The organism is Rhizobacter sp. P2_H3, from assembly GCF_056403355.1.
In genome coordinates, this window is sequence record NZ_JBFUFQ010000080.1 from 1 (window position 1) to 25,459 (window position 25,459).

The following is a 25,459-nucleotide window of genomic DNA, read 5'->3' on the forward strand; positions in this document are numbered from 1 at the left end:
TCATTGCTCCATTCTCTCAATCGAAGGAGCCTCCTCTATACCCGGGGCGATTCAATAGTGACCTTCACGGATGGACGAGGACGCCGTTCACCCGCGGGCCAGCGGTTCTCGGCTCGCCTCTTGTGAGGCCCAGGAAGTGTGAGTTTGGTGGCCCTGAGAAGGGCCGTGGGCCGATCCAATCCATGTTCATCGGTGCCAGAGGATCAGTGCATCGAATGTCGGCAACTTCATATCCACGCTTCTCGACGAAAACGCCGGCGTGCTCAGCGGAGTCGCCTGTTCCGCCACCGTAGACCTGCAACTTGGGCCGCCAGACGCGCTCGATCTCGGGCGCGAGGGCCTCGTCGCGTCGACTGCGCGCGCACCGCCTGCGAGGGTCACCGAGACGCCCGCGACGTTTTGGGTCTGGACCTGAGCGTCGGACCAGTCGCTGTTCGATGTCAATCGAATCGGTCTGAATTTGCATCCTGTTGCATGGCGTCTCGCCGCGCCAACGCTGCACGTCGCTTTCGTCGGTTCGGCACAGTTTCATCAATTTTGCCCCATGTCGCGCCCCACACAATCGCGCCGGGAATTGAGAGCGTGGCACGTCGAACGACATGTACGCGCCGCACTTTGACGCCATAGGAACTTCACGATGAGCATGCCAAGCCAACGCCCGACACGTGCCACTGCAACAAGCGCACTGCTGTGCGCACTGGTGCTGTCATCCTGTGGAGGTGGCAATAACTCGGGCACCCCATCGCCGCCTGTCGGCTCTGCACCTGCACCAGCACCAGCACCAGCACCAGCACCAGCACCAGCACCAGCACCTGCTCCTGCTCCTGCCCAGGCCACCACCTGGAAGAGCGTGAAGTTCGGTGGTGGCGGCTACGTCAGCGGCCTCGTCTTCCATCCGACCACCGCCAACCTGCTGTACGCGCGCACCGACGTCGGTGGCGCCTACCGCTGGAACCAGGGCACGTCGTCCTGGACGCCCATCACCGACGGCCCGGGGTTCGGCGGAGGCGAGGAACGATTCCACGGCATCGAAAGCATCGCCGTCGATCCGAACAACGACCAGCTCGCCTACCTGGCCGCCGGCATGTACACGTCCGGTGGCAACGGCCGCCTGTACATCTCCAGCGACCGCGGTGACCACTGGACCCATGTCGCCCTGCCCTTCCCCCTGGGCGGCAACAACCCCGGCCGGGCCATCGGCGAACGCCTGATGGTCGACCCCAACAAGCCGTCGACGATGTTCTACGGCTCGCGCACGGCTGGCCTGTGGAAGAGCGCCGACTCGGGCCTCACCTGGGCCCAGGTCACGTCGCTGTCGAGCGCCACGTTGACCCAGGACCAGGTCAATGCCTTGGGCATGAACAGCGCGATGGGCGTCGAGACGGTCGTCTACGACACCGGCACCAAGGGCAGCGGCTCGGCCACGCAGACGATCTACGCGCCCATCGCGCCGGACTACGTCCAGACAGCAGGCCTGGCCTCGAACCTGTACAAGTCCGGCAACGGTGGCGCCTCGTGGACCCCGGTCTCGGTCCCGATCTCCGGCTATCACATCCCGCACATGGTGCGCGCCGCAGACGGCATGTTCTATGTGGCCTTCACCAAGGAGACCGGCCCGGGCGCCGGCGGTCCCGCCCGTCTCTACAAGTTCGACGGCAGCAACTGGACCTTGCTCGACAGCAACGACTCCGCCGGCTACGGCGGCGTGTCCGTCTCCGGCACCGGCTCGACCACGCGCATTGCGCTGGGTGTGACCAACACCTGGGGCAGCTTCAGCGGCCAGCAGATCATCCGGCTGTCCGACGATGCCGGCCGCACCTGGCGCGAGATCGCGGCCACCATGCCGCATACGCCGGCCGACGCGGCTTTCTGGGGCTGGCCCGACGACATCGAGATCGATCCTGCCAACCGGGATCACATCCTGTACGGCCATGGCGGCGGCGTCTGGGAAACCCGCAACGCGTCCTCGGCCACCCCGAGCTGGAACGAGCTGAACGACGGCATCGAGGAGACTGCCGTCCTGGGCCTGGCCACGCCGCCGGCGGGCGCCACGTACACCGTGATCAACAGTACGGGCGACATCGGCACCTGGGTGCACACCAACCTCGCGACCAAGCCGACGCTGACGCCGGCCACCAGCTGGAGCAACGGCTTCGCCGCCGACATGGCGTGGTCGGACCCGCAGTACATGGCCACCATCGGCGTCGTCCTGGGCAACAGCACCAGCTACGGCGCGTGGTCCGGCGACGGCGGCAAGACCTGGGCGAAGTTCGCCACCTACCCGCCGGGCGTCGCGGACAACAAGGGTGGGGAAGCGAGCATCGCGGTCACGGCGCGCAACAGGGCGGTCTGGGCGCCCGGCTACTCGGTACCGTCCTACACCACGGACAACGGCGCCACCTGGGTGCCGACCAATCTGCCGGCGATCGACAGCATCTTCCCCCGCGCCTACCACCTGGTCGCAGATCGCAAGAACCCGAACAAGGTCTATGCCTACGATTCCGGCGGCCATTGGTGGGGCACGCCGGGCAAGGTCTACGTGTCGACGGATGGCGGCCACACGTTCACGCTGAGCCAGGGCTCGGTGGCCGCGGGGCTGGCCCCCGGCTACTTCTCGAACAATTCGCTCGCGGTCAACCCCAACGCCGAGGGCGACCTCTGGCTGGCCGACGGCAACGCCGTGTACCGTTCGGTGGATTCAGGGGCGACCTGGACGAAGCTGAGCCAGTTTGCGTCGATCCCGGGCAGCAACCCGTGGCCCGACGTGCAGGGCGCCACCCTGGTGGCATTGGGCAAGGCCAAGCCCGGCGCTGCGTACTCGGCAGCGGTCTACGTGGTGGGCGTGGTGAAGGGCATGTGGGGTGTGTACCGCTCCGACGACGCCGGCGTGACCTGGACTCGCTTCAACGACGACGCTCACCAGTTCGGCGGCATGAGCGTCATGGCGGCCGACCAGAACGTCTATGGCCGGATCTACGCCAGCGGCACCGGCCGGGGCCTGCTGTACAGCAATTGACTCCCGTCCACTTCATCCCCGCATCGCTCATGAACAAGGCAACTGCGTTGGGCACCTTGCCCGATAAGCCGGCACGCCGCGACTTCGTGCGCACCGTGGCAGGTGCCGGACTGGCTGCCGTAGCCTGTGGTGCGGCGGCCGCTGACGCCGACCCTTCCGCCAAGGTCTCCGCCGCCGAGTGGGCGCCGGGATCGGCCGGGCAGCGCTACGGGGCGATGAGTTCGGGAATGATGTGTCGAAAGGCGGATTCCGTCACGTTGCGGATTTCGGCCGTGCTACGGTCATGACTACGCGAGTTCTCGCGCCTACGATGTCACTGAAATGGTGGGTAGGAACGGACCACCATTTTCGGCACCGACATCAAGCTGATCCATTGCGGAAGGCCGCAATCTCATCACCGTGATATCGGAGCGAGGAAGGTCGTGCGCCAAGTTGAGCTTGGCGGGGCAACCAATCCGCACGTATGAAATGACCGCTCATATGTTCAACACCACCAACTTCGCCCGCGCGCTGCTCCTGTTGACCTCCGCCGTACTCATCTCTTGCAGTGATGAGCAAAACGCGAGCGAGGATTTGGCGGAAAGCAGCGGCTCCGCGGGAGGCGGAGGCTCACAGCAGGTTCATGCCATGAAGCACCCGGGTACGCCGCTCACCCTCTCGGATCTCCAGACGCTCAAGGCGTATGTCGATCAGGGCAAGGAGCCGTGGACGTCCGCCTTCAATCAGTTGGCAAACAGTCCCACGTCCAGGCTCAGCTATGCAGGGCATGGTGGCCCGTTCGCGAAGGTGAGCCGCGCGCCCGACGAGAATCTCTGGGCCTGGCGCAACGACATGACGGCCATCTGGGATCTCTCCCGGATGTGGTATTTCACTCGGGACGAGCGGTACGCGGAGAATGCGAAGAAGTTGCTGCTTGGTTGGGCCACCACCCAAGTCGAGTTCTCGGGTCGCGAGTCGATGCTCGACCTGGGCGAATACGCTTTCCAGTTCGTGGGCGGCGCGGACATCCTGCGCAGTACCTGGCCGGGCTGGAGGGAGGACGACACGGCGACCGTCAAGAAATACTTCAGGAACGTCCTGATGCCGGCAGCGAATCCCTATGGCGACAGCTCGTACGGGGCCGCCAACAAGGGCGCACTCGCCCTCGTCGCCAGCGGACTCATGGCGATCTACAACGACGACCGCGAGACATTGGACAAGGTCGTCTACCAGACCCGCACCCTCGCCCATATCGGACTGCGAAACTCCAACGACATCGGCATGCTCGGCGACTACCTTCGCGACCAGGGGCACTCCTATGGGCAGCTCAAGTCACTGACCATGCTCGCCGAGGCGCTCTGGAGCCAGGGCATCGACATCTATTCCGACCTTGATGACCGCCTGCTGGCGGCGGGTGAGTATTTCGCGAGGGTGAACGAGCTCGTCCCGACGACAGCCCTTCCTTTCGGCACGACTGATCGCTACTACATCACCGACGTCACCGGGCACGGCTGGAACGGCGCCAATGGCGGAAACGTCGCGCTCACCCAGCTCTATGGCGCCTACGTCCTGCGCAAGGGCCTCCAGGCCCCCTTCATCGCTCAGAGACGCGGCTGGATGCCCGTGGACGGCACCAGCTTCATGTTCCTCAAGGACGCCGACACCACGAAGGCGACGCCGCCGTCGGCGCTGCCCATTCCTTCGACCACCTCGATCACCGCAGGGTTCAGCAATGCGGACATCGGGGGCGCCTCCCCAGCGGGCGTGTCCACCTACGCCAACGGCAAATGGACGATCCAGGGTGCGGGCAACGATATCTTGTGGGGCACGCAAGACGGCTGCCACTTCACCTACAAGGCCATCACCGGCAACGGCGCCATCATCGCGAAAGTCGAGTCGGTCCAGAACACCAGTCCGGCCGCAAAGGCGGGCGTGATGATGCGAACAAGCCTGGAACCAGGCGCTCCCCGCGCCTGGATGGCCGTCGCCAGCCGAGGCAACGCCGAACAGAACATGCAGAAACTCGCGGTGTATGGTGGCGCGAACTATGCGACCAAGGGCATGGACATCGCCAGCTCCACGCCCTCGTACTGGGTGAAGCTCGAGCGCATCGGGAACATCATCACCGGCTACTTGTCTCCCGACGGCACCAATTGGGCTGCCACCGATGTCGGCCGCATTGACGCGCCCGTTCCCGACACGATCTATGTCGGCCTGGTTGTCTCCTCGGTTGCCAAGGGCCTGAACACCTCCACCTTCAGCAACGTCCAGATCACCGGCGGCGACGGTGGTGCGCCGAGAGTCATTCCCGCGGCGCCGGCCATGCTGCTGGCCTCGCCGGGCGATGGCGCGGTGCCGCTGCGCTGGCAGGCATCCTTCGGCGCGACCAGCTACACGGTCAGGCGCGCGACATCCATCGACGGCCAATACGCGACCGTCGCGTCGGGCGTCACAGGCAGCAGCTACACGGACAAGTCGGTGACCAATGGCGTGACCTACTACTACACGGTCACGGCGAGCAATTCCGCCGGAACGAGCGGCAGTTCTCCGGTGGACAGCGCCACACCGGCTCATCCGATGGTGAACGTCGCCACTGGTGGCACCGCGAGCGACAGCACGAACACGAGTGGCGCCATGAGTGCCTTCGACCAGAACACGGCGTCGGGATGGTTCTACAAGGGCACGACCGGCTGGCTGCAGTATGACCTCGGCCACACGGAACGCGTCCAGCGCTATGCGATCACGAGCGCCGGCGGCCTGGTCCCGCGCGACCCGAAGGACTGGCAGTTCCAGGGCTCCAGCGACGGCACCACCTGGACCACGCTCGACACGCAAAGCAACCAGGCGTTCGCCCAACGCCTCGAGCTGAAGACCTACGCGATCGCAAATCCCGCTGCCTATCGCTACTACCGGCTCAACGTCACAGCCAACAATGGCGACAGCGTCTTCACGGATCTTGGCGAATTCGGGCTGCTCGTTTCCAAGCCGCAGTGATTGCACGGCAGGCGGAGTTTCCGGCGCGCTTCCAGCTCATCGCGGCGATGAACCCTGCCCGTGTGGCCACCTCGGCAGCACCATCACGACCGCTCACCTCGCGAAGCCAGTCAGTACCGGCGCGTCTTGGCCGTCCAGTGACGGCCGTGCCAGTCGCGCCGGACTGGCCCTCGGGACAGCGACGACGTGCCGCGGCGATCTGTGAATCAGCCCATGAAGCCGAGGTTGCGCACGCTCGCATCGAAGTTCGCGAGGTTCGGGAAGACTGTCAGCGCGTCGGTGTCCGACACGCCGAACCAGCGCGCCAGCGTGGCGCCGAACTGATCGACCGAGGTGGTGGGGAGCAGGCTGCCGTTGCCGATCTGGTTCGGGCTGCTGTCGAACTCATTGTTGTTCGCGTTCTTCGCGCCCAGCACCGGGACCTTGCCGTAGATGTCGCCGCCCTTGACCGCGCCACCCATCACGAAGTGGTGCCCACCCCAGCCATGGTCGGTGCCGTCGCCGTTGCTCGTGAACGTGCGTCCGAAGTCGCTCGCCGTGAACGTCGTGACCTTGTTCCGCGCGCCCATTGCGCCGAGCGCGGTGTCGAAGTAGCGCATCGCGTGCGCCAGGCGCGCCATCAGGTCGGCGTGGCTGCGGTTCTCGCCGTCGTGCGTGTCGAAGCCGCCGAGGCCGACGAAGAACACCTGGCGCTTGGCGCCGATGCCGGATGCGCTGCTCGCATCGATCATCCGCGCGACCATCTGCAGCTGCTGCGCGACGTTGCTGAACGCCTTCGCGCCGGTCAGCGGGTTGTCGTACTGTAATTTCGGGTCGGCACTGGCGTTGTAGTTGCCGCCGCTTGCCGGCGGCGTGCCGAACATCGGATCGCTCGGCGCCTTTAACGCGGTTCGCAGCGTCGTCTCGGCGTCGATCGAGCGCGCCGCGACCGCGGCGAGATCGGCCTCGAAGACGTGGCCGCCGCGCGTCGCAGAGACGACCTGCTGCACCGCGGTGGTCAATTCGAGCGAGCCGAGAATCCGGCCGCCCACGGGCGCGCCCAGTTGGATCGCGCCGTTCGGGCTGACCTGGTACTGCTGGACGCTCTGACCCGTCAGCCACACCGAGTTGCCGGAGGTCGAGATCGCCGTGAAGATCGCGCGGCTGTTCTGCGACACCATCAGGTCGCCGAGCCGGCCACCCCAGCCGACCGTCGCGCCTTCGGGCTTGAAGGACAACCAGGTGTTCGACTGGTCGTTGTGCGAGAACAGCATCGCGGGCCGCCGGCCGCTGCCGTTGTTGTACGTTTGCTTGGTCAGCGGCTCGACCAGCGGGCCGACGTTGGAGATGATCGCGAGCCGCTTGTCGGTGTTGAACATCGACTGCAGCGAGCCCATCAGCGGATGCAGCGCGAACGTCTGCGTGCCGCCGCCAGGCGCCGTGCGCGCGGTGGTCGGCGTGATCGGCAACACGCCGCCGAGCCGTGCCGGCGAGCCGGCCGCGGCGCTGACGACCGCCGCGGTACCAGGCGCCATCAGTGCAAGCGAATCGGGCGCCTGGTTGCGCACCGTCGTGTAGTTGGTCCACGAGGCCGTGTCGGTCGGCAGGATCGTGTTCATCGAGTCGTTGCCGCCGTACAGGAAGATGCAGACGAGCGCCTTGTAGTCGCTGGCCGACTGCGCGGCGGCCGAGCCGATGGCGGCCAAGTTCAGCGCAAGCGGCGCGGCTGCGGCGCCGGCGGCAGACAGCACACCGGCGTTGCGCAGGAAGAGACGTCGGGACAGGTGGTGGTCAATCATGGTGGACTCGATACGTAGTTGCGCTCAGCGCTGCACCTGGAACTCGGGCGACACGACGGTCAGGAAGATGGCCGTGCGCACGCGGTCTTTCTTCGCGAGGTCGACGTCGGCCTGGTTCGACTTGTCGGTCTTCAGCGCGGGGATCGCGAACGTGTCGACGCAGTTGCTGATCAGGCTCTTCAGCGCGGCCGGCATCGTGCCGTACATCAGGCGGGCGTTCAGGCGATCGACGAGGGCCGAGCTGTTGTCGGCGAGCGCGAGTTCGGCGCCGTAGTCGGGCTGCAGGTCGCGGCGGTTCACCGTCGTGCCGTTGACGGTGGTGTTGAAGATGCCGACGCCGTCCACAACGTTGTAGAACATATAGTTGACGTAGCCTGCAGCACTGGTCTCGCTGGCCAGCTGCATTTCCGGCACGGCCAGGCCCGCTTGCGCCGCCCCCGTGCCGGGCGGCACGTAGCCCGGACGATAGAAGTTGAAGACCGACGGTGAGCGCAGCGGCGATTGGCCGAGAGTGAAGGCAGCATCGTCGGTGGTGCCGACGCGATAGTCGCCGGTGTCGGACTTGAACGCGAACGCGCGCATGAAGGCCGAGAGCTTCAGCACCGGCTCGCGCAGCTTGCCGGAGCTCGTCGTCATCTGGCGCGCCTCGGGGTTCATGAGCACGGCCTTGACGACCGCCTTCATGTCACCGCGCACGCCGGAGCCGTTGTTGGCGAACCGCGCCGACACCGCGGCGACGTAGGCCGGGCTCGGGTTGCTCGTGACCAGCCGCTGGATCAGCTGCCGGCCGATGAACGGGCCGACGTTCTGGTGGTTGTACAGCGTGTCGAGCGCGATCTTCAGGCTCGCATCAGGGTCGGCCGTGCCTTGGGCGGGGATCGTCACGCCGAGGAACTTCTTCTCCTCGGTGCTGTGGTACGCCGGATAGCCGCGCACTGGCTTGGTGGTGCGGTCAGGATCGCCGACGCCCGCCTTCTGGCCGAGGAAGAAACAGCTGCTGTCCGGCCAGGCGGGGCAGGCCCAGCTCCAGCCGGTGAAGACGCGGGCCATGCCGCTGATGTCGGCCTGGCCGTAGGTGTCGATCGGCTGGCCTGCATTGAGCTGCTTGCTGCCGTCGGGGTTGAGCATGTGCAGGCCGATCGACATCAGCTGCATCACCTCGCGGGCGTAGTTCTCGTCCGGCACGCGGCCGGTCGCCGGATCGGCCTTCTGGTTTCTCAGCGCCGTCAGATAGCCCAACATCTGCGGATGCTTGGAGACCGCCTCGATCAGGTCGCGGTAGTTGCCCAGGCCCTTGTCACCGAGCATGTCGAGGAAGCCCGCGGACGCACGCGCGTCGACGTTTGCGTCCTGCATCGCGATCACGAAGATCTGCGACAGCGAATACGCGACGCGCTGGCGCAACTGGTCGTCGCCGCTGATCGCGTTGCGCCAGAACGCGTGGAGCGTGCCGTCCTGGGCCGAGTTGACGGTCGCATTGTTCTCCGTGGCCTTCGCATCCCAGAGTGCCAGATTGCTGGACGCGGGCTTCGCGAACTGCTCGTCGATCCAGGCCGAGTAGCCGACCGACATCACATGGTCGACCTCGGCATCGGTCGGGCCGAACGTGGCCTGCGTCAGGAAGCGCGCAGCCTCGGCACGCGAGGCCGGCTTCTCGGTTGCAGGTGCAGGTGCAGGTGCAGGTGCAGGTGCAGAGCCGACGGGGGGCGCCGGGGCGCTCGAGTCATTGCCACCCCCACAGGCTGACAGCACCAGTGCGCACAGCAGTGCGCTTGTTGCAGTGACGCGAGTCGGGCGTTGGCATGGCATGCTCATCGTGAAGTTCCTGTCGCTTCAAAGTGTGGCGCGTACATGTCGTTCGACATGCCGGGCTTTCGTTTCCCGGTGCGATTGTGTGGGGCGCGACATGGGGCGAACTTGATGAAACTGTGACGAGCCGACGAGAGCCACGTGCAGCGTTGGCGTGGCGAGACGCTATGCAACAGGATGCAAATTCACCCCGAATCGATTGACTCGAGCAGCGCCTCGCCTGGCGGATTCAGCTGCAGACCCGCGGGCAATTCGATGGTGCACATCGCTGTGCTACTTCACCAAGGAACTCCGGTCGACTCCCGTCATCTGTGCATGGCGGCCAATAAGCGTCGGCCGCCAAGTAGGAAACGAAGGCCCTAGCGCAGTCCGACATCGGGCATGGGTCACGTAGGCATTTCGCACCGACACGGCGCAACGTTCCCAATCGCTCTTCATCGACCAGCGAAGCCGTACCGATGACTCAGGCCACGAGACTGCCGCATGGATCTGGACTTGCGCAACGAGGACAAGACCAACTTGCCGCCGCCATTCAAGGCCCCTCCCCGGTTGCAGACGAGAGGTCAGCAGAGCTGAACCAAGGAATGCGGCAGATGGGCTGCCGGGCGTTACGAGGCCGAAGGAGAACGCACGCCGCGCCGGATCCGGCAAGTCCTTGAGATTGTCGTCTTCAGCAAATGTCTCGGACATGTTCCGTTCCTTCGGCACGCTACGGCGAGGAAAGAATGCGACTCAGCTTCCGAATGATCTGAGGCTCGCTTTTTCGCACGGCTGTGTTTCGAGGAAGTCAGTAACTCCCCAAGGACCACCGATCATCGAATCGCGGGCTAGAGATGCGCTGAAACTGGCGGCAGTCGCTTCGATTCGCCACTTGCGGTCTTCAACCGCGAGCATCGCCGAGACATGAGCTCTATGGGTTTGCAGATGTCGTTCGAGTTGCAGGCGAAGCACGCGCAACGCAGGATGCTGCGGCAAAACTGTATCGAGCTGACGGACCGCAATCTCAGCCGCCCGAGGCGGCAGGCGCGCAAAGGGATCATCGGGCGACGACAGGCGGCAGGAAGACTCGACAAGGGCGAGATGGCGCAGTCGGGAGCGCGCAGTTGCGTCCATGTCTAGCAACTGCGTCAGCACGTCGACCGGCACCGGCACTGCGCGGGGCAGTGACGTCTCGACCAACGCTGGTGGTGTAGTAAGCAAGGCCGACTCGAGCGATCGCTCTGGAGTCAGCACCGAAGACCTCGAAATGGTTTGGGCGGATCGGCGGTAGGCCGGCCGCCTTCGAAAGCGAAACGACAGACGGGACCACCATGATGGTTTCGTCGCCAAGAGCGCCATCGCCACTGCCTTGAATGTGGTGTTCATGTTGATGGCGGTATTGACCAGCGGCGCCCTACAAACAATCCGAGCATCGCGAAGGCAGCGAGCGTACAAGCACGCGACCACAAAACTTGAAGCCCAACTCGGGCACGAAACGCACGAGCAACGGCGCGGTCGGGGGCTGGCGTGTCGGCGCGAGGTGACGTCGGCGAAGTCCATGGCAGCCACAGTGTCAGCGAGCGTTGGCGGGCATACTTGATGAACTTGTGACGAATCGCAGGCACAAGGTTCACGGATACGCATTTGGGCAACAACTCACGCTTGTGCGCCTTGTGCCGAAGCCCCGGTCGGCGCCGCGCCAGCGCACTGGGAGTCCACGGCGCGCAAGCGCAAGATCGCATGCCAACGATGCAACGTTTTTCCCCCACCACGCCCCGAGATGCTGCGCTGCGGCCGACTGGCTCGCGATGCCGCGGCCGCAGCGCGCCGACGCCATGAGCGAGCTTCTCATCACACTGCCCGGCGGGTCGCTCGACCTGCTTGGACGACGCGTGATCCGCCACGGAGAACCGGTGAAGCTCGAACCGCGGGCGTGGCGCGTGCTGGAGCAACTGGCCCGTTTCCGCCATCGCGTGGTGACGAAGGAGGAACTGCTGGCCGCGCTGCGTCCGGAGGGGGCAGCATCCGAAGCCGCGCTGCGGCAGGCGATCCGTGCGGCACGACTGGCCATCGGGGACGACGGGCCGCAGCCGATCATCCGCTCGATCCCACGTGTCGGCTACATGTTCGACGTGCCATCGGCACCGGCACCGGCATCGGCATCGGCATCGGCACCGGCATCGGCACCGGCATCGGCATCGGCATCGCACCCAGAGCGGCCCACGCCCGGCTCGTCGCGCGACGGTATCCCGTCGTTGATCATCGGCCCGTTGCGCAATCACACCGGGCGCCCAGGCCTGCAGTGGGCGACGCACGGCCTAGTGGCCTGCATCGCGCATGGCCTGTCGATCGACGGACGCATCCAGGTTCAGGACGCGCAGTCACTGGAGACGTCGTGGCCGCAAGAAGACCGGCGGATGCTGCAGATGTTGCGCGCGGCCGGCGCGCGCTTTGCCGTGGTCGGCTCCTTGACACTTGCAGGGCCCGAACTCGTACTCGATCTCCACGTCCATGAGCAGGACAGGAAGACCGCCATTTCAATCCGCGCCGCCGCTCCCGCAGGGCTCGTGCTTCCCGCCATGAAGGCCCTGCGGCACACACTGCTGGGCGTCGGCGAGCGCCACGGCCACGAGTTGCATGGCTGCTCGTTCCTGTCCATCGAGTTGTTCGCAAGGGCCAAGCACTCCGCTGCAATGAACCGCCAGCCTGCCGCGCTTCGGGCACTTGCGCTTCTGCAGCACCTGGACCCGGGTTTTCCGCGCCTCGATCTGGAACTGCTGCGTGCACAGGCCGTCTGCGGCAGCGACGAAGGGCTGGTCTGCGGGGCACGCCTGTTGGAGGCCGCCAGACGCAACCAGGACCAGTGCCTCGAAGCGCAAGTGCAGCAGTGCTTCGGGACGCTGTACCACGTGAAAGGCCAGTTGCGCGACGCGGCGCAGAGTCTGGAGCACGGCCTCGCGCTGGGCCGCGTCTGCATGCCGCCGCACTGGCAGGGACACACCCTGACGCTGCTGGCATCCGTCGAGTGCCGCCTCGGCGAGCTGCATTCCGTAGCGACGCGTCTGAACGAGGCCCAGGCGATCTTCACCGGCATCGGCAGCCACTGGGGGCTGCTGAACGTGCTGTGGCTCCGGGCGATCATGAGCTCGCTGTCTGGCCATGCCGAGAAGTCCATCCACTGGAACAGGAAGCTTGCCCACGTGGCGCGCAGGCTCAACGCCACCACGGCGCTTGCAAGCGTGTGCCTCAATCTCGCGGGCGAACTGCTTTACGCGGACCGGCTGGACGAGGCGCGAGAGTGCGCGGAAGAGGCGACCGCGACTGCGCTGGCGATCGAGGCCAACGTGAGCCTGTTGAGCACCGTCGCCAACATCCACTGCCTGCTCCATCGCCAGCAAGGCCGCCCGGACGCCGCCGCCGAGCTGCTGTCCCTGCTGCCCCAGCCGGACCGTGTGCAGGATGACGGCTACCTTTGGCAGGCCCATGGCCATGCCGCCATGGCGGCTGGGCGCGTCAACGAGGCGGCCGACTGTTTTTTGCGGGCGGCGTCCGAGTGCCGTCGCAACGGCAACCGAGTGGCCGAGGCGCCGTTGTTCCCCTGGCTCGTTGAGGCCCTCGTGCGCAGCGGACGCCTTCCACTCGCGGAGGCTGAACTCGACCGCGCAGACGCGCAAGCCCATCTGCAGGACGAAAACACCACCGCGAACCTGCTGTACCCGCGTGCGTTGCTGGCACGGCGGCGCCAACAGGAACCGGAGACCCAGTCGCTGCTTGCGCGGCTCGCAACCGCGCCGGCTGCCCTGCCWCTCTTCCGGCGGCTGGGGCAGCAGCTGTCGGCAGCACCCAGCGAGGCGCGGCGCGAGCCCCCTTTGCCGCTGGCGCCGCCCAATGACGCGATGCTTCGGGAGTACCGCTTCGCCCACTGCATGCTCGACGTGGAACGCCGCGAATTGTGGGTCGATGGGCGGCGCCAGACGCTCGAGCCAAAGCCATTCGACGTGCTCTTGCATCTGTACCGCAATCGTCACCGCCTTGTGACGAAGGACGAACTCCTCGACACCGTGTGGCGCCAGGCAGCCGAGTCGCCGGAAGTGGTCGCCCAAGCAATCGCCAAGATTCGCCAGGCGATGCGGCGCAGCAAGACTCACGCGGTGCAGGTCAAAACCGTCTACGGCAAAGGCTACGGGCTGCTGGCCGATGCGCCCGCAGAGCCCGACGAAGACACCGCAGCGACGCTCCTGTCGGACCTGCAGGCGATCCCGGAGCGTCCGCTGGCTGTCGTGCCGCTACCGAGCGGAAACCCGGGCGTCGGCGTCGCGGATCGAGATCTCGGGTATCCCCTGGAAGTTCTCGGCTACACCTTCGCTGTTCACTCGATGCTGAAGCGCATGTCCGCCGCTGAGGTGCAGGCCGGCATCGATGCCACCCAGGCCCCGACGCCAGCAGCAATTGCGGCCGCGATTGGCATCCGCAGCCCCGGCGCGCACGTCCTGTTCGCCCGGCTGGCGCGCCGCGACGAAACGTTGACGCTGGAGTACGTGTTGATGTCACCTGCGTCTCGGACCGAGGGGAGCATGCACGACCGGTCGCCGGCGGCACTCGGCCGGCGGCTGGCCGCACGGCTGCTTCGGCTGCATGCCGGCATCGCAGAGGGGCACGCCCAGGCCGTGGACGAGAGTGCGTGGATGACGCAGATGCTCGACCTCGCGTCGCGCGCCGCCGAAGAACATCGCCGGAGCGAAGCGCTGCATGTCCTCGACGTAGTTCTCGATCAGGATCCCGACCACGATTTGGCGGCGGACCTCAAGGCGCGCATCGACGCCGGTGGCGGCGCGCGGGACAGCGCGTTCTGCACCAGCAAAACCACGCCTTGATCGCGCCCGGCGCGCTCGCACATCGCTCCTGTTGACCGCTTGGCGAAACGCTCGCTGCCTTGGACAAGGCGGTCGCCGAGACCCATTCGCAAACGCTGCCAAGGAGCGTCGTCCCTATGGCGGTTCAGGTCCCGGCAGGTGCGTTTCGGCGACCACGTCTGCCATGGCGACATGGCTGCTTTGGATCGACAGCGCCGCATCGCTGCTCGCACGAGCAGTCGTTTGGTCAGAGGCCTCCCTGCCCTGCAGGGGGCTCAGTTCAATCGGGCGGCCCGGCGACCGCTCTGACACGTAGCGATCACCCGCAGCGAACACCCTGAACCTGAGCATCAGCGCGCCGGACGGCACCCATCTGTGCGGAGCCGAGGTCCAGTTCGATTGGTGACCGTAGCAAGCAATGCCTGCTTCCCCCGCCGCATCACTTGTCAGCACCTGCTGCCCGCCTCAACTCATGGCCGCCCCCCCGCTGGCCGACAATCCGATAGACCGTCGAGCGCGCCAGTCCGAACAGCTGCATCAGCTCTTTGATATTCCGGCCGTTGAACATCTCCCGCACGCGCTCATCGCGCGCCGACTTGTCCGGCGCCGGCACGTAGACATCGTCGCCCCCAAACCTCGTGCGCATGCCCTGGACGATCTCGTGCGCAATCGCACTGGCCCACGGTTCCTGAAACGCCAGGTCATCGCGCAGGATCTCGGTCATGTCGAACACCCACTGCGTGGCGGCGTCGGCTTTGATCTCGTGGGCATCGGGGTGGGGTTGCTGCTGGGGCTGGAAGAGGGGTTGGCTCACAGGCGGCTGCTCCAAGAATCGMTGACGATGAAAGAATTCGGGACAACGGGGTGGACGACGGGTGGTCGTGCTGCAGGTGGTGGAGCTGGCGGAGGCGCCGCAGCCACCGCGCTCGGTTGTGGAGACGTCTGCACTGGCGCCGGATCGCTGCCCGAGGTCGGCGCTGCGGCCCCGCCGCCAGCGAACAGGTCAGGCTCCAGCCCGGCTTCAAGCCGCGCCCACAGCTTGTCGCTGAGCGCGTGCAGGCCCAGCATCTGCGCGCAGAACAGCGCGTAGACCGTGCAGTCCAGCTTCTCGTTGCGCTTGCCCGCCGGCTTCAGCCAGCGGTGCTCCTCGCCGCGGCCGGTCTTGACGAGCATCCGACTCTCGGCCGTGAGCTGGTCGTAAAACTCGGCAGTCAGCTCGCGCGCGAAGTGCACGTAGCCCGGCCCGGGCTGGCTGACCTGCAGGCGGCCGTAGAGCAAGTCCTTGGCGGTGTCGGTGCCTAAGTGCCACAGCCGCACGCCCTTGCGGATCGTCTTGCCGCGCTCGTTCACGTCGACCAGAACGCTGGCGCTCTTGATCGGCCGGCCCAGCCGCGTCTCGCCCTTCACCGCGTACAGGTTCTGGTTCGGCCGGTTGCGCACGAACACGTAGCACTGGTGGGTGAAGTGGCCGCCTGTGTCGATCGCCACCGCGTCGGCCGACATCTCGACGCCACACACGTGCCGGTAGGTCGCCTTGATCGCCGGATCCAGCTTCAGATCCCATTCGCGCTGGTCGGCAGGGTTGCCGTAGATGACCAGGTCATCGACCACCCACATCTCCTCGCCGCGCCCGAACCCCCACACCACCAGTTCCCAGCGGTCGCCCTGCACGTCGACGCCGATCGCGAGCTTCACCGCGCCGCGCGGCACGGTGCGCAGCGGGTGGCCGTGCTTGCCCCGCAGCGCGAGCTGGCTGGCGTCGGTCTTCTCCAGTTCCTGCTCGTAAGTCTCGCCGCGCGTGGTGTTGATGAAGGTTTTGAGGTCGCTGTCGTCGCCGGCCTGCGCCTTCTTCGCAGCCGTCAGCCACCCGATCGGCCAAGTCAACACGAAGGCGTGGAAGGCAGCGCTCCAACGGGCCGGCATCCAGGACTTCCGATGGCACGACTTGCGGCACACCTTCGCGACATGGCATCGACAGGCTGGAACGCCAACCCATGAGCTACAGCGGCTCGGCGGCTGGAAAACCGGCGCAATGGTCGAGCGGTATGCGCACGTAGCGCCGGAAGCGTTGCAAGGCGCGGCCCTGCGATTGGATGCGTTCTTTGGTTACGCTGCGGCTACGCCGGAAGATCGGGGCTCCTAGCAAACAACGCTAAGTCCTTGATCGTATTGGTAGGCCGTGTTGGACTTGAACCAACGACCAAAGGATTATGAGTCCTCTGCTCTGACCAACTGAGCTAACGGCCCTCGGGAAAGGAGCGCCGATTGTAGGTGCCCGCCACGCGGCACCAAGCAGCCGAACGGACCTACTTCTGGCTCAGCGCGTTGCTCACCAGCCGCGACGTGATGTCGACGATCTGGATCATCCGGTCGTATGCCATCCGCGTCGGCCCGATCACCCCGAGCGTGCCCACCACCTGCCCGTTCACCTCGTACGGCGCCGACACCACCGAGAGCTCCTCGAACGGCACCACCATGCTCTCGCCGCCGATGTAGATGCGCACGCCCTCGGCGCGGCTGCTCACGTCGAGCAGCCGCATCAGCTGCGTCTTCTGCTCGAACAGGTCGAACAGCTTGCGCAGCGAGCCCATGTCGCTGCTGAAATCCTGCACCGTCAGCAGGTTGCGCTCGCCGGAGATCACCACCTGCTCCTGGCTGTCGGCCATCGCCTCGCTGCCGGCCTGCACCGCCGCCTGCATCAGCGCCGCGATCTCGCCGCGCAGCGCATCGACCTCGCTCTTCAGCCGCTCGCGCACCTCCTCGATCGTCAGGCCCGCGTACTGCGCCGTCAGGTAGTTGCTCGCCTCGATCAGCTGGCTCTGCGTGTAGTCCTGCGCGGTGACGATCACCCGGTTCTGCACGTCGCCATCGGGCGCCACCAGGATCACCAGCACCCGCCGCTCCGACAGCCGCAGGAACTCGATGTGGTGGAACACGCTCGCCTTGCGCGGCGCCGTCACCACACCGACGAAGCTCGACAGGCTGGACAGCAGCTGCGCCGCGTTCGCGATCACGCGTTGCGGCTGGTCGGGGTGCAGCTGCGGCTGCTCCATCGCGGGCGTCGCGCGCGCCAAGTCGATCGGCTGCGCCGTCAGCATCGTGTCGACGAACAACCGGTAACCCCGCGCCGTCGGGATGCGCCCCGCGCTGGTGTGGGGGCTCGCGATCAGCCCCAGATCCTCGAGGTCGGCCATCACGTTGCGGATGGTGGCCGGCGACAGGTCCAGCCCCGACGCCCGCGACAGCGTGCGCGACCCCACCGGTTGTCCGTCGGCGATGTAGCGTTCGACCAGCGCTTTCAGAAGTGTTTTGGCTCGCTCGTCCAGCATGGTTTCATTGTAGGCGCGAGGCCATTTTCTGCCCCGGTTCCCAGGGGGCGCTGTGGTGTAATCCCGCGCATGCCGACCCGTTTTCGACACGCAGCGCTGGTGGGAAAGTACCAGGCCCTCGGAATGCGCGGGGTGCTGCAGGACATTGCGCAATTTCTGGGCCGGCAAGGCCTCGAGGTCTCGCTCGAAGCCGAGACGGCGCACAACACCGGCATGACCGACTACCCGGCGCTCACGCCCGAGCAGCTCGGCCAGCGTTGCGACCTGGCCGTCGTCGTCGGCGGCGACGGCACCATGCTCGGCATCGCCCGCCAGCTCGCCCGCTTCAACCTGCCGCTGGTGGGCATCAACCAGGGCCGCCTGGGCTTCATCACCGACCTGCCGATCGACCAGTTCGAGGAAGCCCTCGCCCCGATGATCGCCGGCGACTACGAAGAAGAACGCCGCACCATGCTCGAAGGCGGCGTCTGGCGCGACGGCCGCATGATCTTCGAAGGCATCGCGATGAACGACGTGGTCGTCAGCCGGGGTGCCACCGCCAGCATGGTGCAGCTGAAGATCGACATCGGCGACGAATTCGTCGCCAACCACCGCGCCGACGGCCTGATCGTCGGCTCGCCCACCGGCTCCACCGCCTACGCGCTGTCGGCCGGCGGCCCGATCCTGCACCCGGGCATCGCCGGCTGGGTGCTGGTGCCGATCGCGCCGCACGACCTCTCCAACCGCCCGATCGTGCTGCCCGACATCGGCGAGATCTGCATCGAGATCGTCGCCGGCCGCGATGCGAGCGTCAGCTTCGACATGCAAAGCCTCGCGAGCCTGCTGCACGGCGACCGCATCATCGTGCGCCGCTCGGCGCACCAGGTGCGCTTCCTGCACCCGCGCGGCTGGAGCTACTACGCCACCCTTCGCGGCAAGCTCCACTGGAACGCCGGACTGTGATCCCATCATGCTGAAACGCCTCGCCCTGCGCGATTTCGTCATCGTGACCTCGCTCGAGGTCGAACTGGCCGGCGGCTTCTCGGTGCTGACCGGCGAGACCGGCGCCGGCAAGTCGATCCTGATCGACGCGCTGCAGCTCGCGCTCGGCAGCCGCGGCGACGCCGGCGTGGTGCGCGAAGGCGCGGCCCGCGCCGACATCACCGCCGAGTTCGATGCGCCCGCGAGCCTCGCGGCCTGGCTCGACGATGCCGGCTTCGACAACGCCGACACGCTGTTGCTGCGCCGCGTCATCGATGCGCAGGGCAAGAGCCGCGCCTGGGTCAACGGCAGCCCGGCCACCGTCGCGCAGCTGCGCGAGGCGGCCGATCACCTCGTCGACATCCACGGCCAGCACGCCTGGCAGAGCCTCACGCGCAGCGCCTCGGTGCGTGCGCTGCTCGACGCCTATGCCGGCGTCGATGTCGCGCCGCTCGGCGCGGTGTGGTCGCGCTGGAAGGCCGCCGGCGATGCGCTCGACAAGGCGCGCAGCCAGCAGGCCGACCTCGAACGCGAGCGCGAGCGCCTCGCCTGGCAGATCGGCGAGCTCGACAAGCTCGGCCCTGAAGCCGACGAGTGGGAAACGCTGAATGCCGACCACCAGCGGCTGTCGAATTCGCAGGCGCTGATGGACGCCGCCCGCAGCGCGCTCGATGCGCTGAGCGAGGCCGATGTCAATGCCGAATCGCTGACCAGCGGCGCTGCCGACGCGCTCGGCAACGTCGCCGAGTTCGACGCCCGCCTCGCCGCCGTGGCCGAGGTGCTGCAGAGCGCCCAGGCGCAACTGCAGGATGCGGCGCACACGCTCAGCGGCTACCTGCACCACACCGAGCTCGAACCCGAGCGCCTGCAGGAGCTCGACGATCGCCTGTCGGCATGGGTCAGCCTTGCCCGCCGCTACCGCCGCGCCCCGGCCGAGCTGCCGGCGCTGCTCGAGCAGTGGAAGGATGAATTGCGCGCGCTCGACGCCGCCACCGACCTCGACGCGCTCGAATCGGCGCTCGCGCAGGCGCATGCCGCGTTCAGCGCCGAGGCGAAGCGCGTCTCCGCCGCCCGCAAGGCCGCTGCCCCGAAGCTGGCCGCCGCCGTCACGCAGGCGATGCAGCAGCTCGGCATGGCCGGCGGCCGCTTCGAGGTCGCGCTCACCGCACAGGACGCGCCGCAATCCTTCGGCCTCGAATCGGCCGAGTTCCTCGTCGCCGGCCATGCCGGCAGCACGCCGCGGCCGATGGGCAAGGTGGCGTCGGGCGGCGAGCTGTCGCGCATCGCGCTCGCGATCGCCGTCACGACCAGCCAGTTGGCGCAAGGTGCCGATGCCGCCGGCACGCTGATCTTCGACGAGATCGATTCCGGCGTCGGCGGCGCGGTGGCCGACACCGTCGGCCGGCTGATGAAGCAGCTGGGCCGCGACCGCCAGGTGCTGGCCGTCACCCACCTGCCGCAGGTCGCTGCCTGCGCCGACCACCATTTCGTCGTCTCGAAGCGCACCGAGGCCGGCAGCACGCACAGCGACATCCACGCGGTCGCCGGCGAGGTGCGCGTCGCCGAGATCGCCCGCATGCTGGGCGGCGAGCGCATGTCGGGCACCAGCCTCGCGCATGCGCAGGAGATGCTGTCGGTGGCGGCCGATGCCGCCGTGCCGGCTGCCCCCCGCAGCCGCAAGAAGACATGAGCGCGCCGGGCCGCCCCAAGGGCGAATACCGGAGTGCGCAGCACGAAGGTACTCCAGGGACCGCGCTGCCGCCCGACGCCGTGGCACCGGCCGAGCCGGCACCGCCGTCCGTGGTGTCGCCGAACGAGGTCGTGCTCGTCACCGGCATCTCCGGCTCCGGCAAGTCGGTCGCGCTGCATGCGCTCGAAGACGCCGGCTTCTTCTGCGTCGACAACCTGCCGCCCGAGCTGCTGCGCGATTTCCTGCGGCTCGAGCATGAGCGCTCGATGCGCCGCGTCGCGATCGCGGTCGACGTGCGCAGCGCCGGCTCGCTCCCCCACCTGCTGCCGCTGATCGCCGAGTTGCGCGCCGAGGGCACCGCGATCCGCTCGGTGTTCCTCGATTCGAACACCGACACGCTGGTGCGCCGCTTCTCCGAATCGCGCCGCYCCCACCCGCTGTCGCAGGAGGCCGCGACGCTGTCGCCCGGCCGCCGCAAGGACGACCGCGCCGCCGACGGCCACCGCGCGCTCACCGAAGCGATCGAGCTCGAACGCGAGCTGCTGGCCGAGCTGCGCGAGGTCTCCACCGTCGTCGACACCAGCCAGCTGCGCCCAGCCCAGCTGCGCCTGTGGATGCGCGACCTGGTGAAGGCGATGGCGCACCGGCTGACCCTGGTGTTCGAGTCGTTCGCGTTCAAGCACGGCGTGCCGCTCGATGCCGATTTCGTGTTCGACGTGCGCATCCTGCCGAACCCGCACTACATCCGCGAACTGCGCCCGCAGACCGGCCGCGACCCGGAGGTCGCGGCCTACCTGGAAGCCCAACCCGAAGTGGCCGAGATGCTGGCCCAGATCGAATCCTTCATCGCACGCTGGTTGCCGTCGTTCGAACGCGACCAGCGCAGCTATCTGACGGTTGCCATCGGTTGCACCGGCGGCCAGCACCGCTCGGTCTACCTCACCGAATCCTTGGCGAAGCGTTTTGCCGCGCGCAGCGGTACATTGATTCGCCACCGCGAGCTCGACGCCCGCGATTGAGAACGCGGCCCACCCGGCCGCGCTGCTGAATGACTCCCGACATCTCCACCACCGACGTTCCGTTGTTCCCGCTGCAGGCGGTGTTGTTTCCTGGCGGGCTGCTGAGCCTGAAGGTGTTCGAAGCCCGCTACCTCGACCTGATCAGCACCTGCCTGCGCGAGAACACGCCGTTCGGCGTCGTCGCGCTGCGCCAGGGCGGCGAGGTGCGCAAGCCCGGCGAGCCGGTCGCCCTCGAAGAAACCGGCGTGATGGCCGAGCTGATCGATGTCGACAGCGCGCAGCACGGCATCCTGCAGGTGCGCTGCCGCGGCACCCACCGCTTCGGGGTGAGCCGGATGCGCCAGCAGCCCGATGGCCTGTGGCTGGCCCAGATCGAGATGCTCGACGACGACGAGGCCTCGCTGCCGGTCGACGCGATGATCGAGACGGTGCGCGGCCTGGCCAATGCGATCGCGACGCTGAAGCAGCAGGGCTCCGAGCCCTTCCTGAAGCCCTTCCAGTTCGACAACGCCGGCTGGGTCGCGAACCGCTGGTGCGAGATCCTGCCGATCTCGCTGGCGGCGAAGCAGAAGCTGATGGAACTGCCGGACGCCGCGGTGCGGCTTCAGCTGGTCGACGAATTCCTGCGCAGCAAGGGCGTCGTCAAGTAGGCACCGTCAACCCGGCGGCGTGCCGGCCAGCAGCTTGCGCAGCGGTGCCGGCAGGCCCATCGTGAGCGCCTGCGCCAGCGTGACCCATTCGCCGCGCTGATCCTCGCGCACGAGCGTCGCGGTGATCGCATCGACGTCACCGGCCGCGGCATCGGCAGGCAAGGTCCAGCGCACCGGCTGCAGCGTCCAGTCGAGGTGGGTCAGCACGTGCGTGAACATCGGCAGGCCTTGCGGCGTGCCGGGCCAGTCGGCCGATGCCGCATCGAGCGCCTCGGGCGTGTCGAACTCCGGCAGGCTCCACAGCCCGGCCCACACGCCGCTGCCGGGCCGCTGCAGCAGCCACAGCCTGTCACCCCATTGCAGCCACAGCCAGGCGTTGCTGCGCTGGCCGCGCTTGAGCTTGCGCGTCTTCACCGGGTAGCGCTCGGGCGCGCCTTCGCGCAACGCGACGCAGCCGGCCTGCACCGGGCACAGCAGGCAGCTCGGCGAGCGCGCGACGCACAGCGTGGCGCCGAGGTCCATCAGGCCCTGGGTGTATGACTCGATGCCGTCCTCGGGCAGCTGGCGGGTGGCTTCGTCCCACAGCATGCGCTCCTGGCGCGCCTCGGCCAGGTCGCCGTCGAAGCCGAGGAAGCGCGTCAGCACGCGCTTGACGTTGCCGTCGAGGATCGCGACCCGCTCGCCGAAGCAGAACGCCGCGATCGCCGCCGCGGTCGAGCGGCCGATGCCCGGCAGCTCCTGCAGCACGGCGGCGCTGCGCGGGAACTCGCCGCCATGCGCGGCGACCACCGCCTGCGCGCACGCATGCAGGTTGCGCGCACGGCTGTAGTAGCCGAGCCCGCTCCACAGCGCGAGCACCTCGTCCTGCGACGCGGCGGCCAGCGCCCGCACATCGGGAAAGCGTTCGAGGAAGCGCGCGTAGTAGCCCAGCACCGTCGTGACCTGGGTCTGCTGCAGCATGATCTCGGACAGCCACACGCGGTACGGATCGCGCGTCTGCTGCCACGGCAACGCATGGCGGCCGTGCTCCCGCTGCCACGCGATCAGCGGCTTCGCGAAACGCTCTTGAGGAGACAACTCAGGCCTGGGCCGCGTACAGCGGGACTGAACCGCTGGGCGTTGCACTCGCCGTGCCGGTCAGCTCGCGCTGCGCCTGCTGCTTCAGGCGGTTGCCCAGCTCGGTGCTGCGCGCCTGCAGCTGCTGCAGCTGCGCATCCTGCGCTTCCAGTTCGGACAGGCGCTGCTCCAGGTCGCCGGCGGCCGACTGGATGCGCTCCAGCGCCTCGCGGCGCCGGCGGAATCCGCGGCGGCGTTCGCGCAACTGCGAATCGACCTGCGCCGAGGCGGTCTTGTTCCACAGCTCGAACTCGCCGCTGGCGTTCTCGAACACCACGCGCAGCTTGGACACCAGCATGCGGCGGAACTGCTCCATGAACTTCGGCTGCGAGAGCCGCAGCGCCTGCGTGAGCCCGAGGTACTGCACGTAGTTGCGCTGGATCAGCGTCAGGTCGTTGACGAAGCGGCCGAAGTCGGGCTGCTTCGTGATCGCCAGGCTGAAGCCGAACTCGGCGTTCAGCTTCGCGAACGAGGCACCGAGCATGTCGTGGATCTCGGTGCCGCGCACCTGCGCCGCCTCGAGCAGCTCGCGCAGGCGGCCACACAGCGCGATGAACGCTTTCTTCGCGCCGAGGTGCAGCAGCGACGCGGTCATCGCGGTCTGCATCTCGGCCACTTCCTCGCGCAAGCGGTCGCTGGTCAGGTCGAGCAGCGCGTTCTTCAGCATGCGGCTGTGCACCATGCGCATCGCCTGCAAGCGCGCGGTGCACTGCTCGAACTCGGCGGTCTCGGCCTGCACGCGCTCCAGCATCATGCGCACCTTGGCGCCGCTCTTGCCGCGCAGGCCGCGCAGCTCGAGCACCTGCTCGGCCATCTGCCGGCGGCGGTCGCCCAGGCGCCGGTTGACCTGCGCCTCCATGCGATTCGCGGCTTCCATCACCGTCTGCTGGAAGGCCTCGCGGCGTTGCGGCAGCAGCTGGGCGCCGAGCGCTTCCTCGAGGAACGGCAGGCGGCTCTGCGCAAGGCCCGCCGCATCGCCGTCGATGCGCGAAGCCAGGGCCTGGCGCGCCGACAGCGGGAACACCCGTTCGCTCGCGACATCGAGCGTGCGCGCAGTCGACTGGCGCTGCTGCTCGATCTGCTCCTGCACGCGCTCGACGGTGGCGAGCGGATCCTGCAGCGCATCGATCTTGTTCAGCACGACGAAGGCCGAGCTCGACGGCGAGCCCAGGTGGTCGCGCCAGATCGTCATGTCGGACTTGGTGACGCCGGTGTCGGCACCGAGGATGAAGACGATCGCATGCGCGGCCGGCAGCAGGCTCAGCGTCAGCTCGGGCTCGGCGCCGATCGCGTTCAGCCCCGGCGTGTCCAGCACCACCAGGCCGCGCTGCAGCAGCGGGTGCGGGTAGTTGATCATCGCGTGGCGCCAGGCCGGCACCTCGACCTCGCCGGCATCGTTCGTCGGCGGGTTGTCCTCGGCGTTGTCGTCGCTCCAGAAGCCGAGCGCACGCGCATCGTCGACCGACACCCACTGCGTGCGCATCACCTCGCGCAAGGCCTCGGTCAACTGGTCGGGCGAGTGGATGTCGAGCGGGATGTGGCCCCAGGCCTTCGGCTGGCCGCGCAATTCGGCGAGCGACAGGCCTTCGAGGCGGGTCGCGATCGGCAGCAGCGCGAGCGCCGGCGCCTCGCCGGCCTCGTAGCCCAGTTCCACCGGGCACATCGTGGTGCGCCCCGGCGTGGCCGGCAGCACGCGGCGGCCGGTGTCGGAGAAGAAGATCGCGTTGATCAGCTCGGATTTGCCGCGCGAGAACTCGGCGACGAAGGCCACCACGAGCTTCTCGCCCACCAGGTTGCGACGCAGCGCGTCCAGCGCTTCGCTGGCTGCGGGGTCGGCCAGGTCGTTGTCGGTCAGGAAGCGCCCGAATTCATCGAGCCGTTTCCCGATCGACTGTCGCCACTGGCCCAGCTCGTCGACGCTGCTAGCAAAGGAAGTTGACATGGAGGTGCGGGCGCAGGAAAGAGGCGCGGCGCATATTCATGGTAGCGCAAGGCTGTCGGGCACCCTCCCCTCGAAACATCTCGACACCCGCCACCCGCGCGAAGTGTCGATTCCTTGGGGATTGAGGCCGGGCCTTGGCGTTGACAGCTCAGCGTTGACAGTGCGGGCAGAAGAAGGTCGACCGCTGGCCCTGCACGATGCGGCGGATCGGCGTTGCGCAGACGGTGCACGGCTCGCCCTCGCGGCCGTAGACGCCGGCGTGCTGCTGGAACGCGCCGGCCATGCCGTGCGCATCGCGGAAGTCGCGCAGCGTCGAGCCGCCCAAGGCGAGCGCGCGGGCCAGCG

General features: G+C 67.4%; 17 protein-coding genes, 1 tRNA gene and 1 pseudogene. 8 read left to right on the forward strand and 11 right to left on the reverse strand.

Going from position 1 to position 25,459, the window contains the following annotated elements; translation table 11 throughout:
- Window positions 1–632 precede the first annotated feature (632 nt).
- Window positions 633–812, reverse strand: a complete 180-nt coding sequence (locus tag AC1D1T_RS16290) for a hypothetical protein (protein ID WP_477825234.1) — start codon at window positions 810–812, stop codon at window positions 633–635.
- 38 nt (window positions 813–850) lie between these two features.
- Here AC1D1T_RS16290 and AC1D1T_RS16295 point away from each other — a divergent pair, with 38 nt between their 5' ends.
- Window positions 851–3,016 carry a beta propeller repeat protein gene (locus AC1D1T_RS16295; RefSeq protein WP_477992158.1) on the forward strand — a complete coding sequence of 722 codons (2,166 nt, stop codon included), beginning with the start codon at window positions 851–853 and terminating at the stop codon, window positions 3,014–3,016.
- Window positions 3,017–3,496: 480 nt separating this feature from the next.
- On the forward strand, window positions 3,497–5,989 hold the full coding sequence (locus tag AC1D1T_RS16300) for a discoidin domain-containing protein (protein ID WP_477825232.1): 2,493 nt from the start codon (window positions 3,497–3,499) through the stop codon (window positions 5,987–5,989).
- 206 nt (window positions 5,990–6,195) lie between these two features.
- Here AC1D1T_RS16300 and AC1D1T_RS16305 read toward each other — a convergent pair whose 3' ends face one another.
- The 3 genes from AC1D1T_RS16305 to AC1D1T_RS16315 all read right to left on the reverse strand — a co-directional run bounded on the left by AC1D1T_RS16305 (window position 6,196) and on the right by AC1D1T_RS16315 (window position 10,941).
- On the reverse strand, window positions 6,196–7,767 hold the full coding sequence (locus AC1D1T_RS16305) for a DUF1501 domain-containing protein (protein ID WP_477825231.1): 1,572 nt from the start codon (window positions 7,765–7,767) through the stop codon (window positions 6,196–6,198).
- 24 nt (window positions 7,768–7,791) lie between these two features.
- On the reverse strand, window positions 7,792–9,582 hold the full coding sequence (locus AC1D1T_RS16310) for a DUF1800 domain-containing protein (protein ID WP_477841080.1): 1,791 nt from the start codon (window positions 9,580–9,582) through the stop codon (window positions 7,792–7,794).
- Between the two features lie 726 nt (window positions 9,583–10,308).
- Entirely contained in the window at window positions 10,309–10,941 is a 633-nt protein-coding gene (locus AC1D1T_RS16315) for a hypothetical protein (RefSeq protein WP_477992159.1), read from the reverse strand.
- 449 nt (window positions 10,942–11,390) lie between these two features.
- Between AC1D1T_RS16315 and AC1D1T_RS16320 the strand changes: the two genes are divergently transcribed.
- Window positions 11,391–14,429: a winged helix-turn-helix domain-containing protein gene (locus AC1D1T_RS16320; protein WP_477992160.1), complete on the forward strand. Its 3,039-nt coding sequence runs from the start codon at window positions 11,391–11,393 to the stop codon at window positions 14,427–14,429.
- A gap of 418 nt (window positions 14,430–14,847) precedes the next feature.
- Here AC1D1T_RS16320 and AC1D1T_RS16325 read toward each other — a convergent pair whose 3' ends face one another.
- Together AC1D1T_RS16325 and AC1D1T_RS16330 are read right to left on the reverse strand one after the other, a co-directional pair.
- The gene (locus AC1D1T_RS16325; protein ID WP_477845038.1) at window positions 14,848–15,222 is read right to left on the reverse strand and encodes a Mor transcription activator family protein; all 375 of its coding nucleotides are present in this window, start codon (window positions 15,220–15,222) and stop codon (window positions 14,848–14,850) included.
- A complete protein-coding gene (locus AC1D1T_RS16330; protein WP_477992161.1) occupies window positions 15,219–16,331 on the reverse strand; it encodes a terminase gpA endonuclease subunit in 1,113 nt (370 codons plus the stop codon). Before AC1D1T_RS16330 ends, AC1D1T_RS16325 begins: the two co-directional genes overlap by 4 nt.
- Here AC1D1T_RS16330 and AC1D1T_RS16335 point away from each other — a divergent pair.
- A pseudogene (locus AC1D1T_RS16335) lies at window positions 16,279–16,551 on the forward strand (tyrosine-type recombinase/integrase); the annotation flags it as partial. The gene AC1D1T_RS16330 and the pseudogene AC1D1T_RS16335 sit on opposite strands and share 53 nt — an antisense overlap.
- A gap of 27 nt (window positions 16,552–16,578) precedes the next feature.
- On the opposite strand, the gene AC1D1T_RS16340 reads toward AC1D1T_RS16335, so the two are convergent.
- A tRNA-Ile gene (locus tag AC1D1T_RS16340) sits at window positions 16,579–16,655 on the reverse strand.
- Window positions 16,656–16,714: 59 nt separating this feature from the next.
- On the reverse strand, window positions 16,715–17,737 hold the full coding sequence (gene hrcA / locus AC1D1T_RS16345; protein WP_047506481.1) for a heat-inducible transcriptional repressor HrcA: 1,023 nt from the start codon (window positions 17,735–17,737) through the stop codon (window positions 16,715–16,717).
- Between the two features lie 69 nt (window positions 17,738–17,806).
- Between hrcA and AC1D1T_RS16350 the strand changes: the two genes are divergently transcribed.
- The 4 genes from AC1D1T_RS16350 (at window position 17,807) to AC1D1T_RS16365 (ending at window position 22,056) form a co-directional block, all read left to right on the forward strand.
- The gene (locus tag AC1D1T_RS16350; RefSeq protein ID WP_047506479.1) at window positions 17,807–18,679 is read left to right on the forward strand and encodes an NAD kinase; all 873 of its coding nucleotides are present in this window, start codon (window positions 17,807–17,809) and stop codon (window positions 18,677–18,679) included.
- Between the two features lie 7 nt (window positions 18,680–18,686).
- Entirely contained in the window at window positions 18,687–20,387 is a 1,701-nt protein-coding gene (gene recN, locus AC1D1T_RS16355) for a DNA repair protein RecN (protein ID WP_477992162.1), read from the forward strand.
- Between the two features lie 65 nt (window positions 20,388–20,452).
- Window positions 20,453–21,406, forward strand: coding sequence for an RNase adapter RapZ (gene rapZ, locus AC1D1T_RS16360; RefSeq protein ID WP_477992165.1), 954 nt, complete (start codon window positions 20,453–20,455; stop codon window positions 21,404–21,406).
- A gap of 29 nt (window positions 21,407–21,435) precedes the next feature.
- Complete coding sequence (locus tag AC1D1T_RS16365; protein WP_047506477.1) at window positions 21,436–22,056, forward strand: LON peptidase substrate-binding domain-containing protein; 621 nt, start codon at window positions 21,436–21,438, stop codon at window positions 22,054–22,056.
- A 6-nt stretch (window positions 22,057–22,062) separates the two neighbouring features.
- Here AC1D1T_RS16365 and mutY read toward each other — a convergent pair whose 3' ends face one another.
- From mutY to AC1D1T_RS16380, 3 genes are all read right to left on the reverse strand, one after another.
- Window positions 22,063–23,133 (reverse strand): A/G-specific adenine glycosylase, encoded by a 1,071-nt coding sequence (mutY, locus tag AC1D1T_RS16370; protein ID WP_477827340.1) that lies wholly within the window; start codon window positions 23,131–23,133, stop codon window positions 22,063–22,065.
- Between the two features lies 1 nt (window position 23,134).
- A complete protein-coding gene (locus tag AC1D1T_RS16375) occupies window positions 23,135–25,114 on the reverse strand; it encodes a dynamin family protein (RefSeq protein WP_477992163.1) in 1,980 nt (659 codons plus the stop codon).
- 148 nt (window positions 25,115–25,262) lie between these two features.
- Window positions 25,263–25,459 (reverse strand): zinc finger domain-containing protein (locus tag AC1D1T_RS16380; protein ID WP_477992164.1); only part of this gene is annotated, 197 nt, incomplete at its 5' end.